This window comes from Streptomyces sp. CRN 30, from assembly GCF_034105845.1.
In genome coordinates this window covers 43,018-55,032 of sequence record NZ_JAVRHI010000193.1, presented here as the reverse complement: position 1 = coordinate 55,032, position 12,015 = coordinate 43,018, and the positions used below count along the sequence as shown (strand labels likewise).

At 74.6% G+C, this 12,015-nt stretch carries 7 protein-coding genes; 3 read left to right on the top strand and 4 right to left on the bottom strand.

Annotated elements, in window-relative coordinates; translation table 11 throughout:
• Window positions 1–2,563: cation-translocating P-type ATPase (locus UW392_RS20365; protein ID WP_320776474.1), on the top strand; the 2,563-nt coding region annotated here is incomplete at its 5' end.
• Here UW392_RS20365 and UW392_RS20360 read toward each other — a convergent pair.
• Together UW392_RS20360 and UW392_RS20355 are read right to left on the bottom strand one after the other, a co-directional pair.
• On the bottom strand, window positions 2,530–3,924 hold the full coding sequence (locus UW392_RS20360; RefSeq protein WP_320776473.1) for a hypothetical protein: 1,395 nt from the start codon (window positions 3,922–3,924) through the stop codon (window positions 2,530–2,532). The two genes, UW392_RS20365 and UW392_RS20360, sit on opposite strands and share 34 nt — an antisense overlap.
• 243 nt (window positions 3,925–4,167) lie before the next feature.
• Window positions 4,168–5,631: an MFS transporter gene (locus UW392_RS20355; protein ID WP_320776472.1), complete on the bottom strand. Its 1,464-nt coding sequence runs from the start codon at window positions 5,629–5,631 to the stop codon at window positions 4,168–4,170.
• A gap of 83 nt (window positions 5,632–5,714) precedes the next feature.
• Here UW392_RS20355 and dusB point away from each other — a divergent pair, with 83 nt between their 5' ends.
• Window positions 5,715–6,857, top strand: a complete 1,143-nt coding sequence (gene dusB, locus UW392_RS20350; protein WP_320776471.1) for a tRNA dihydrouridine synthase DusB — start codon at window positions 5,715–5,717, stop codon at window positions 6,855–6,857.
• 10 nt (window positions 6,858–6,867) lie between these two features.
• Here the strand turns inward: dusB and UW392_RS20345 are convergent, their stop codons facing one another.
• Together UW392_RS20345 and UW392_RS20340 are read right to left on the bottom strand one after the other, a co-directional pair.
• The gene (locus tag UW392_RS20345; RefSeq protein ID WP_320776475.1) at window positions 6,868–8,517 is read right to left on the bottom strand and encodes a CDP-alcohol phosphatidyltransferase; all 1,650 of its coding nucleotides are present in this window, start codon (window positions 8,515–8,517) and stop codon (window positions 6,868–6,870) included.
• 186 nt (window positions 8,518–8,703) lie between these two features.
• Window positions 8,704–10,647, bottom strand: a complete 1,944-nt coding sequence (locus tag UW392_RS20340) for a glycogen debranching N-terminal domain-containing protein (protein ID WP_320776470.1) — start codon at window positions 10,645–10,647, stop codon at window positions 8,704–8,706.
• A 144-nt stretch (window positions 10,648–10,791) separates the two neighbouring features.
• Here UW392_RS20340 and UW392_RS20335 point away from each other — a divergent pair, with 144 nt between their 5' ends.
• Entirely contained in the window at window positions 10,792–12,012 is a 1,221-nt protein-coding gene (locus UW392_RS20335; protein WP_320776469.1) for an ROK family protein, read from the top strand.
• Window positions 12,013–12,015 lie beyond the last annotated feature (3 nt).

Genomic DNA, 12,015 nt, shown 5'->3' with positions numbered 1-12,015 from the left:
TGAGCGGCTGGCCGCCCGGGTGCGGGCGGCGGCCCGGCGCGCGGCCCGCACCCCCGTGCTCGCGCCGGTGGTCTGGACGGCGCAGCTGGCCGGTGCCGTGCGGGGCGAACTCGACGACCCGCTCACCCCGGTCCTCGCGGTCGGCTCGGCCGCCGAGGCGATCCTCGGCTCCGTACTGGACGCCGCGCTCGTCGTCGGTGCGCTCGACCTCAATGCCCTGGTCGGCGGGTTGCAGCGGCTGCGCGCCGAGCGAGCGCTGGCCGGTCTGCTGGCACAGCAGACACAGAAGGCGCGGCTGACGGAGCACGGGTGGTCCGACGACGGCACCCCCTCCTCGGACGCCGCCCCCTCCGACTCCGCCCCGTCCCCCCGGCTCGTCGACGCCGCAAAGCTTCGGGTCGGTGACGTCATCGCTCTGACCACCGACGACGTCGTCCCCGCCGACGCCCGGCTGCTGTGGGAGGACGGGCTGGAGGTCGACGAGTCGGCGCTGACCGGGGAGTCGCTGCCCGTGGACAAGGGCGTCGACGCGACCCCGGACGCGCCGGTCGCCGAGCGCCACTGCATGGTCTTCGAGGGCACCACGGTCGTCGCCGGTCGCGCCCGCGCGGTCGTCGTCGACACGGGGGACCGTACGGAGGCCGCCCGCGCCGTCTCGCTCGCCTCCCGCACCCCCTCCGCCGCGGGCGTGCAGGCCCGGCTCCAGGAGCTGACCGCCAAGGCGCTGCCGCTCACCCTGGCCGGCGGGGCCGCCGTCACCGGCCTGTCGCTGCTGCGCGGCACGCCGATCCGGCAGGCGGTCAGCGGCGGGGTGTCCGTGGCGGTGGCCGCCGTACCGGAGGGGCTGCCGCTGGTGGCGACGGTCGCGCAGCTCGCGGCGGCCCGGCGACTCGGCCGGCGCGGCGTCCTGGTCCGTACCCCGCGCACGCTGGAGGCGCTGGGCCGGATGGACACCGTCTGCTTCGACAAGACCGGCACGCTCACCGAGAACCGGCTGCGGCTGGTCGAGGTCGCGGGCGTGGACGGCACCGTGCACCGCGCGTCCGCGCCGGAGTCGGAGGAGGCGGTACGGGTCGCGGCCCGCGCCTGTCCCCGGTTCGACGGCGACGCCGACGGCACCCGGCCCACGCACGCCACCGACGAGGCGGTCCTCGCCGCCGCCGGTGACGACCCGCGGTGGCGGCAGACGGAGGGCCTGCCGTTCGAGACGTCCCGGGGATACGCCGCCGCCGTGGGCCGGGACGGGGACGGCGGCCCGGCCGTCCTGGTCGTCAAGGGCGCCCCGGAGACGGTGCTCCCGGCCTGCCACGCGCTGCCGGACCACGCCTCCGACACGGCCCACGACCTGGCGGGCGCCGGGCTGCGTGTCCTGGCGGTGGCCCGGCGTCCGCTGGCCGGCGGCGAGGACCCGGCCACCGTCCTCGAACAGCCCCTGGAGGCGCTGAACCTGGAGTTCACCGGTCTGCTGGCGCTGTCCGACGTGGCCCGCGAGACCTCCCCGGCGCTGGTGCGGGGGTTGCGCGAGGCGGGCGTACGGCCGGTGGTGCTGACCGGCGACCATCCGGCGACCGCCCGCGCCATCGCCGCCGACCTGGGCTGGCCCGAGGACGCGACCGTGGTCACCGGCGACGAACTGGCCGCCGCGGACCGCAGGGCGCGGTCGCGGATGCTGCGCGACGCCGACATCGTCGCCCGCGTCGCGCCCGAGCAGAAACTGCAGGTCGTGGAGTCGCTGCGGGACGCCGGGCGGGTCGTCGGCATGGTGGGCGACGGCGCCAACGACGCCGCCGCGATCCGTGCCGCCGACATCGGCGTGGGCATCAACGCCCGCGGTTCGGCCGCCGCCCGCAACGCCGCCGACCTGGTCGTCACCGGTGACGACCTGCTGGTCCTGGTGGAAGCGGTACGGGAGGGCCGCGCCCTGTGGCACAGCGTCGCCGACGCGATCGCGATCCTCATCGGCGGCAACGCGGGCGAGGTCGGTTTCGGCATCCTCGGTACGGTGCTGGGCGGTTCGGCGCCGCTCTCGACCCGTCAGATGCTGCTGGTGAACCTCTTCACCGACCTGTTCCCGGCGATGGCCGTGGCGGTGACCCCGGCGGGGGAGGAGGCGGAGGAACGCGACGCGAGCGCGCCCCTCGGTACGGCGCTGCTGGGCGAGCCGCTGATCCGGCAGATCCGGCACCGGGCGCTGACCACGGCGCTGGGGGCGACGGCGGCGTGGCTGCTGGGCCGGTTCACGCCGGGCACAACCCGGCGGGCGACGACGATGGCGCTGTGCGCGGTGGTCGGCACGCAGCTCGCCCAGACCCTGGCCGACCGGCGCGGCAGCCGGCTCGTGCGGCTGACGTCGCTGGGGTCCGCCGCCGCGCTGGTCGCCCTGGTGCAGACGCCGGTCGCGAGCACGCTCTTCGGCTGCACACCGCTCGGGCCGTTCGCCTGGGCCGGGGTGGCCGCGGCGATCGCTCTGGCCCTGCTGGGCCAGCGGGCCCTGCCGCGGGTGGAGGAGGCGGTCCTCGGCGCCTGCGGTCAGTCCTTTCGGTCGCCGATCAGGAAGAGCTGACCGTCCGCGCCCGTACCGCGGCACCCTTCCATCACCGCGACCGCGCCGATCTCGTCCGCGTCCCCGTCCCCCCGCATACCGACGCAGCGGTCGTCGCTCCCGGCCGCGCGCAGCCGCCAGGGGCGGTCGTTGCCGTCCGTGGTGCCTCCGCCCGTGGTGCCTCCGGCGCGTTCGATGCGGAACAGCTGGGCCGTGCCCGCGAGGGCACAGTCGTTCCAGGGTTCGAGCCGGTCGCGGAAGTCGCCCTCGCCGAGGACCGTGAGACAGCCCTTGCCCTCGGAGGGGTGGTCCCACTGGATGCGGTACAGCCCGCTGTCCGCCTTCAGCAGCCGCGTCGTCGGCGGTACGGCCTCGCCGCACGGCCGCTGGACCGCCACGATCTTCGACTGCCCGTCCTCCGTGCGCGCCTCCCCGTCGGTCAGACAGAGCTCCGGTGCCTGTGCGGGCCGGATCCGCGTCACCCCGGCCGCGGGCCCCGGCCCGCCGCCGGCCGGTTCCTCGTCGTCCTCGGGCAGGAGCAAGTACCCGCCCGCGGCGAGCAGCGCGACGGCGCCGAGCGCGGCCACGGCGGCGAGCACGACCCCCCGCGCACGGCCGCGCCCGGCGCCCCGACCACCACCGGCGTCCCGACCACCACCGGAGCCCTGACCATCACCGGAGCCCCGGGAACCCGGCTCACCGGCGGGACGTGTGGAATCAGTGGCCCCCGCGACCACGGGCGTCGTCACCGGCTCGGGTCCACCGCGCGGCACGGCCGCCCCCGTAGCCCCGCGTGGCCCCGCCGACCCCTCCGAGTGCGGCCCCGACGGCCCGGCCGACGACGCCGACTCCCGTCCCGCCGCTTCCGTCGCTGTGGCTTCCTCGACGCCGCCCGCGCTCACGCCGTCCGGACGGTCCCCGGCCGTGCCGCCCTCGGCGATCCGCTCACGCTCCGTCAGCCACACCGCCGTGTCCCGTCCCGCGCCGCAGGCCCGGACCAGAGCGGCGACGAGTTCGGCGCGCGGCAGGCCGTCCCGGCGCAGGACGTCGGCGACGGTACTGCGCGCCAGGACGTCCCCCCGTTCGGCCGCCCGCCGCTCCAACTGGCGATAGGTCAGCCCGCTGCCGTCCTTCAGCCGCCGCAGGAGGGCGACGTACTCGGCGGGAGTACGCGCGACCCGCGGATCCGGCCCGCCGCCCGCGATGCCCTCACCCGCGATGCCCTCACCCGCGAAGCCCCCACGCGTGACGCCCTCGTCCACGACGCTTGCGTCGACGACGCCCTCGTCCACGACGCCCTCGTCCACGACGTCACCGGCGCCCCCACCCGTCGTGCCGGTCATGCCGTCCCCGGTGTGCCCCGGACCCCCCGTGCTCCCCATGCGGTCATTGTTCAACGCTTGTGACACGCCCGACAACCCCCGCCCCGGCCAGAGACATCCGCCCCGTCATCCCCGTCCGTACCGTCCGGACAAGCCGCTGACCTGCCCGGACAGCCGGACGTCTGTCCCGGACAGGGAAACCGTTGCCGGACAGCCCGGCGTGGCGCAATCTCGGTGAGGGAGCGGCGGCCGGCCGGGGGGACCGGCCGCCGCACCAGGTTCACCGCCGCCGGTACCGGCAGATCACACACCCTCGGGGTCCCGCACACCCACCCCGTCCCGCACCTCCGAAGCCCCCAGCCGCTCAGCCGCCCGTTCCGCGCTGCGACGCCCCCGTGCCCCGGTCGTCACCGCGCCCAGCACCAGTACCGCCAGTCCGCACCCCGCGAGAATCCACCAGCCGGGCCGCGCGGCGGAGACGAAACGCGCCGTGTACGAGGACGCGCCGACGCCGACGCCCGAGGCGAGGACCGCGCCGACCACCGCCACGCCGAGGGTCTGGCCGAGCTGCCGGCTGGTGGAGGCGACGGCGGCGGCCACGCCTGCCTGGGCGCGCGGCATGCCGGAGACGGCCGTGTTGGTGATGGGCGCGTTGACGAAGCCGAAGCCGATGCCGAACAGGACGTAGCCGAGGAAGAGGGTGACGTCCGAGGTCTCCGCCTCGAAGGCGGCGAACAGTACGCCGCTGACGGTCATCGCGGCGCCCGCGATCAGCAGGGACGGCCGCGGCCCCCGGCTGCCGACGAGCCGTCCGGACAGCGGCGCGCACAGGAAGGTCGGGATCGCCATCGGCAGCATCCACAGACCGGCGTGCAGAGCGTCGAGCCCGCGCACGTTCTGCAGGTACAGCGTGGACAGGAACAGGAACCCGCCGAGCGAGGCGAACGCGGCGATGGCTATGAGCGTCGCCCCGCTGAACGGCGCCGAGCGGAAGAAGCGCAGGTCGATGAGGGGTTCGCGGCGGCGCGGCTCATAGGCGAGCAGCCCGGCCAGCGCCGCCACGGCGACGACGACGTACGGCAGCACGGTGGCGAACCCCGCGTTCGGCGCCTCGATGATCGCGTACGTCAGGCTGCCGAACAGGGCGATGACCATGACCTGGCCCAGCGGGTCCGGGCGGCGGGCCCTGGGCGCGCGGGACTCGGGGACGTACCGCAGGGTGAGGAGGAGGGCCGCGAGGCCCACCGGCAGGTTGATCCAGAAGATCGCGCGCCAGCCGACCGACTCCACGAGCACGCCGCCGACCAGCGGACCTGCGGCCATGGAGATGCCGACGACGGCACCCCACACCCCGATGGCGCGGGCACGTTCACGCGGGTCGGTGAAGGTGTTGGTGATGATGGACATGGCGACCGGGTTGAGCATCGAACCGCCCACCGCCTGCACCATCCGGAACGCCACCAGCGACGGCAGGCCGGGGGCGAGGGAGCACAGCACCGAGCCGGCGGTGAAGACCACCAGGCCCGTCATGAAGATCTTCTTGCGGCCGATCCGGTCGGCCGTCGACCCGGCCAGCATCAGCAGCGCCGCCAGGACGAGGGTGTAGGCGTCCACGGCCCACTGGAGGCCGGAGGTACTGGCGTCCAGGTCCCGCTGCATGGCGGGGAGGGCGACGTTGAGGACGGTGTTGTCGATGCTCACGATCAGCAGGCTCATGCAGCAGATCGCGAGCACGAGCAACCGGCGGCGGTGGCTGAGCTCGGGCATGGACTCATCGTAGCCGCATATAAATAGTGTTGCTAACTAACTAACTTTGCCATTCCATTGCCCGCCGACGGCACAATGGGGGAATGTCCACGCTTTCGACCACGCCCCTGCGGATCGGTCCGCACACGGTCCAGCCGCCCGTCGTCCTCGCCCCCATGGCCGGGATCACCAACGCCCCCTTCCGCACCCTGTGCAGGGAGTTCAGCGGCGGCAAGGGCCTGTTCGTGAGCGAGATGATCACGACGCGGGCGCTGGTCGAGCGCAACGAGAAGACCATGCAGCTGATCCACTTCGACGCCACCGAGCGGCCCCGCTCGATCCAGCTGTACGGCGTCGACCCGGCCACCGTCGGCAAGGCCGTCCGCATGATCGTCGACGAGGACCTCGCCGATCACATCGACCTGAACTTCGGCTGCCCCGTCCCGAAGGTGACCCGCAAGGGCGGCGGCTCGGCTCTGCCCTTCAAGCGCCCGCTGCTCCGCGCCATCCTGCGCGAGGCGGTCAGCGGCGCCGGTGACCTGCCCGTCACCATCAAGATGCGCAAGGGCATCGACGACGACCACCTCACCTACCTCGACGCCGGCCGGATCGCCGTCGAGGAGGGGGTGACGGCGGTCGCGCTGCACGGCCGTACCACCGCCCAGCACTACGGCGGCACCGCCGACTGGGAGGCCATCGCCCGCCTCAAGGAGCACGTCCCGGAGATCCCGGTGCTCGGCAACGGCGACATCTGGTCGGCCGAGGACGCCCTGCGGATGGTCCGCGAGACCGGCTGCGACGGCGTGGTCGTCGGCCGCGGCTGCCTGGGCCGGCCCTGGCTCTTCGCCGACCTGGTGGCCGCGTTCGAGGGCCGCGAGGACCGCGCCCGGCCCACCCTCGGCCTGGTCGCCGACGCCATGGTCCGGCACGCCACGCTGCTCGGCGAGTGGATCGGCGACGAGGCCCGCGGTGTGATCGACTTCCGCAAGCACGTCGCCTGGTACCTCAAGGGCTTCGCGGTCGGCTCAGAGATGCGCAAGCGCCTCGCGATCACTTCCTCGCTGGCGGAGCTGCGCGCCGGACTCGACGAACTCGACCTCACCCAGCCCTGGCCGGCCGGCGCCGACGGCCCCCGCGGCCGTACCTCCGGCAACAACCGGGTGGCGCTCCCCGACGGCTGGCTGAAGGACCCCTACGACTGCGCGGGCATCGGCGAGGACGCCGAACTCGACACCTCCGGAGGCTGAGGCCCCGGGCTCACTTCCCCGACGCGTGCGGCGTGGAGCCGTACGCCGTCAGGAACCGGTCCCGGAAGGCGCTCATCTTCCACACCGGCGTGGTGTCGCCCGGCCTGAGCCCCTCCGCCCACCCCCAGTCGTCGATCGCGTCCAGCACCTTCGGGTCCTTGGCGACGATCGACACGGGCACGTCCCGGCTGGCGTGGTCCCCGCTGACGCGGGCGATGGGCTGGTGGTCGCCGAGGAAGACCAGGACGGTGTCGCCGGTGCCGTAGCGCTCCAGCCACTGGGTGAGGCTGGTGACGGAGTACTCGACGGACTCGCCGTAGGCCCGCTTGGACTTCGCGGAGTCGGCGACGACGTCGGCCGCCTTCTCGCCCGCCGCCTCGATCGGCCCGAAGATCCGCCCGTCGCCCAGCTCGTCCCAGCCGACGCTCCTGGGCAGCGGCGCCCACGGCTGGTGGCTGGAGGTCAGCACGATCTCCGCCATCAGCGGCTTCGTCCGCTCCTTGCTGTGTTCGAGCCGCTGGAACGCCTCCAGCGCGTACTGGTCCGGCATGGTCGACCAGCTGAACTTCGGCCCCTCGTACCCCATGTCGAAGGCGTTGTATACCTTGTCGAGGCCGAAGAAGTCCGCCTCCGGCCAGCTCTTCTGCACGCCCGGCATGATGCCGACCGTGTCGTAGGCGCCGGTGCGCCGGAACGCCTCGGTGAGGGTGAGCCGGTCGCCGGAGGTGACGGTCCGGTAGCGCTGCTGGTTGTCGACCCACAGCCCGGACAGGAACGTGGAGTGCCCGAGCCAGCTGCTGCCGCCGTACGTCGCCGACGTCAGCCAGCCGCTCCTCGCCCGGAACCCGGCCTTCTGAAGCGCCTCGGTGCTCGCGTCCAGCGTGCGGTCCACGCCCGGCCCGCTCACCGGGTCCTCGATCGCGGTACGGCCGTAGCTCTCGACGAAGGTGAACAGGACGTCCTTGCCGCGCAGGTCGGGCACGAGCTGCGCGCCCGGCGTCGCGCCGAACGCGTCGGCCTCCGTCTCCTTCTCGAACTCCGCCTCGTCCTGCACGGTGACCACCGCCCGCCGCGCCTGCAGCTCCAGTGCGCGGGCGGCCCGGTCCGAGGCGAGCGGCATCCCGAAGAGCTGGAGTCCGAGGGCGGAGCAGGTGATCCACACCGTGGCGGCGATCAGCGCGCCCCGGTTCGCCCGCTCCCGGTGCGCGGCCAGCACCTCGCCGAGCCGGACCACCGCCAGCGCCGTCACGACCGGCAGCAGGACGGCGACGACGAGCGCGCCCACCGTCGCCCAGGCCGCGGTGGCACCGCCGAGCGAGTCCGCCACGTACGACCGCGCGTCCTGGAGCAGACTCCAGTCGAGGACCGGGTTGAACGGCCGGCCGAGGTACTCGGTGTACCCGATGTCCAGCAGGTTCAGCAGGGTCAGCCCCCCGAGGACGGCCCCGGCGAACGCGGCCACCACCCGCCGCGGCCGGCGTGGCAGGGCGAGCAGCACCACCGCCCCGACGATCGCCTCCGCCGGAATCCGCGCGAACCGGTTCGGCCGCAGCGCCCCGGCGGCGTTGGGCAGCAGCAGCAGCCCGAACACGAGCAGCGCCGCCCCGACGGTGACCCCCCGCCGCACGACGAGGGCGGCCTTCGGATGCCGGTCCCGCATCACACCGAGGGGCACCGCCTGAGCGACACGCGTGAACACAGACAACGGGACGTCCCTCCGTACGGCGCTCTATCCGGAAGGAGATACGGGGTGCTGCTCACCGACGTTCAGCGAACGAGCCCCGAAAGGGGCGCGGGGAACGGTGCGACAAGCCACGATCCACCCGCACCCGCCGACGAGGCAACCTCACGCACCCCCGACCGCGGTCAGGAACGCGAGCGGCGCGGCGGCGGCCCGAGCCTCCCGCACGCACGCGTGCGGATAAGGCACCGGCACCCCCTGCCGGTCCCGCCCGTACCCGGCGAGCACCTCCGGCAGCCGGTGCCCGCCCGCCGTCGCCGCGTCGACCATCCCGTGCGCCACCGTCCGCGCCTCGTCGTGCAGCCCGTAGCGGGCCAGCCCCAGCGCGATCAGCGCGTTGTCGTGCGGCCAGACCGAACCCCGGTGGTACGACAGCGGGTGGTACGCCGGCTGCCCGGCCGCCAGCGTCCGTACGCCCCACCCGGAGAAGAAGTCGGGTTCGAGGAGCCGCCGCCCGACCAGTTCCCCGTACTCCTTGTCCAGCAGCCCCGACCACAGCAGGTGCCCGGCGTCGGAGGCCAGCGCGTCCACCTGGCGGCCCTCGCCGTCCAGGGCGAGCGCCGGGAAGGCGTGGTCCGCCATCCAGAAGTCCCGCTGGAAGCGGTCGCGCAGATCACCGGCGGCCTGTTCGAGGAGTTGCGCGTAGGTCTCGTCCTCCCACACCGTGCGGGCCAGCCACGCGGTGCGGCGCAGCGCGTCGTACGCGTAGCCCTGGGCGCCCGCCGCCGCGACCGCGCCGCCCGGCCGGGAGCCGTCGGCGCAGCAGACGGCGCCGGGGGAGTCCTTCCAGTTCTGGTTGGCGAGGCCGCCGCGGTCGGCGCGGTAGAACAGGTAGCCGCGCGCGGTCAGCCCGCCGTGGTCGAGCATCCAGCCCACCGCGGCGCGCGCGTGCGGCTCCAGGCGGCGGGCGGTGGCCGTGTCGCCGGTCTGTTCCGCGTACGCGCCGAGCAGCACGAGGAAGAGCGGCGTCGCGTCGACGGAACCGTAGTACCGGCCGTAGGGCACCTGGCCGAAGTGGGCGAGTTCGCCGTGGCGCACCTCGTGCACGATCTTGCCGGGGCGGGCCAGCGGATCGGTGGCGGCGGTCCGGGCCGTGGCCTGGGTGGCCGCGAGCGCGGCGAGCGTCGCGGCGGCCGGCTCCGCGCGGTAGGGAAGCGTGAAGAGGGAAGTCAGCAGGGCGTCGCGGCCCATCAGCGTGAGGAACCAGGGCGCTCCGCCGGCCGGGACGCGCAGCTCCTCGCCGTCCGGTCCCCTCGCCGGGACCTGGAGCGTGGCCAGGTCCGCGAGGCCCCGTGCGCAGGCCGCCGCCAGCTCCGGCCAGCCGGTGGGGAAGGCGACGCCCCGGGCGAACGCGTCCTCCTCGGCGAGCAGCCGGCCGACGGCGGCGGCGGGGGAGCGGGGCACGCGCACGGCCCGCCGGTGGCCGTGCGGCCGGGCGAGGACGCGTAAGACCAGTTCGGCGGTGTCGTGGGGCTCCAGGTCGAGGGTCCACACCAGGCGGCGGGCGCCGGTCCCGGTCTCCTCGACCGCGTCCGGCTCGGGCTCGGAGGTCACGGTGGTGACGGAGCGCCACTCGCCGCGCCGGTAGCCGAACTCCACGCCGTGCGGCAGGACCTGGCGGGAGCGGGTGGCGCCGGTCTTGGCGTAGGTGCGGTGGTCGGCGCGGAGTTCGAACTGGTCGGCGAAGTCGGCGTCGGCGGTGACCGCGAGGTGGAGCACCGACGCCACCGGACGGTTGCTGGTGATGCGGAGCGTCTCGACGAACGAGCCGTCGCCGACGGCCTGTTCCCGGAAGACGGTGTACGCGGGCGGCTCGGCGCGTCCGCCGCGCGGCACCAGCACGCACCGCGCGGTGTCCCCGCCGGTCACCGGGGTGAGCGTCTCCGGCACGGCGCCGTCGACGGTGAGCTGCCACCGGCTGAGGTGCCGCGCGTCCCGGACGAAGAGGCCGTCCGGCGCGCCGCCGCCGCGCACTCCGCTGATGTCGCCCTGATCGCCGACCGCGGCGAACGTGCCGCCGTACACGAGCAGATGCTGCCGTTCGGCCATGCCCAGGCCCCCTCCTGACCGCCGCCATACTGGTGTCCGGGGTGCAACGGCCACCGGATCGGCGATGGCTACCCTAGAGTTACGTCTATTTAACACGCATAACTCACTATGTAATGCGGAGTTGGGAAACACAAGGGGGTGTACGTGAGCGAACGACCCGTCAGAAACGGCCAGGCGAGCGCCGGGGACCTGCTCGAACTGGTGCGCAGCGGCCGTGCCACCACCCGCGGCGCGCTCCAGCAGGCCACCGGGCTCTCCCGGGCCACGGTCGGCCAGCGCCTGGACCGTCTCTTCCGCGCGGGCTGGCTGCGCGAGGGAGCCGGCGGCCCCGTCGACTCCCCGCTGGGCGGGCGCCCCTCCATCACCCTGGAGTTCGACGACGAGCACGCCGTCGTCCTCGCCGCCGACCTGGACACCCGGCACGCCCGCGCCGCCCTGCTGACCCTGACCGGCGAGATCGTCGTCGAGCGCGCCGGCACCCTGGTCGTCGAGGACGGCCCCGAGGCGGTCCTCGGGGAACTGGGCCGCTGGTTCGCCGAGCTGCTGGAGAAGGCCGGACAGCCGGCGGGGTCGGTGTGCGGCATCGGCCTCGCGGTGCCCGGCCCCGTCGACCGCGACACCGGCCGGGTGGTGCAGCCGCCGATCATGCCGGGCTGGGACGGCTACGACATCAGGGGCCGGCTGGGCCGGGCCGTCGCCGAGCACGCCGGGGCGGCGGCCGGGTCCGTACCCGTGCTCGTGGACAACGACGCCAACCTCATGGCCTTCGCCGAGCAGCGCGCCGCGTACCCCGACACCTCGGCGTTCGTGCTGGTCAAGGTGTCGACAGGGATCGGCGCCGGGGTCGTGATGGACGGCTCCGTCTTCCGCGGCACGGACGGCGGGGCCGGGGACATCGGCCACATCCGGGTCCCCGAGGGCGCCCAGGCGCTCTGCCGCTGCGGCTCCTACGGCTGTCTGGCCGCCGTCGCCAGCGGGGGCGCCGTGGCCCGGCGGCTGACCGCGGCCGGAGTACCGGCGGAATCCGGCTCCGACGTGCGCGAACTGCTGTCGGCCGGGCACCCGGAGGCGGTCGCGCTGGCCCGCGAGGCCGGGCGGCTGGTCGGGGACGTCCTGGCGACCGTCGTGACCCTGCTCAACCCCGGCGTGCTGATGATCGCCGGAGATCTGGCCGGAACTCCCTTCCTCACGGGCGTGCGCGAGCTGCTGTACCAGCGGGCGCTGCCGCGCTCCACGGCCCGCCTCGAGGTCGTCACCTCGCGGCTCGGGGAGCGGGCCGGGCTGGTGGGCGCCGGAGCGCTGGTGGTGGAGCACCTGTACGCCCCCGACCGCGTCGAGGAACGGCTGCGCGCGCTGGGCGTGTGACGG

Coding starts and splice junctions, on each gene's coding strand:
- dusB (WP_320776471.1), top strand. CDS start 5,715: ATGTCCACGCTTTCGACCACGCCCCTGCGGATCGGTCCGCACACGGTC.
- UW392_RS20340 (WP_320776470.1), bottom strand. CDS start 10,647: ATGGCCGAACGGCAGCATCTGCTCGTGTACGGCGGCACGTTCGCCGCG.
- UW392_RS20360 (WP_320776473.1), bottom strand. CDS start 3,924: ATGGGGAGCACGGGGGGTCCGGGGCACACCGGGGACGGCATGACCGGC.
- UW392_RS20345 (WP_320776475.1), bottom strand. CDS start 8,517: ATGCGGGACCGGCATCCGAAGGCCGCCCTCGTCGTGCGGCGGGGGGTC.
- UW392_RS20355 (WP_320776472.1), bottom strand. CDS start 5,631: ATGCCCGAGCTCAGCCACCGCCGCCGGTTGCTCGTGCTCGCGATCTGC.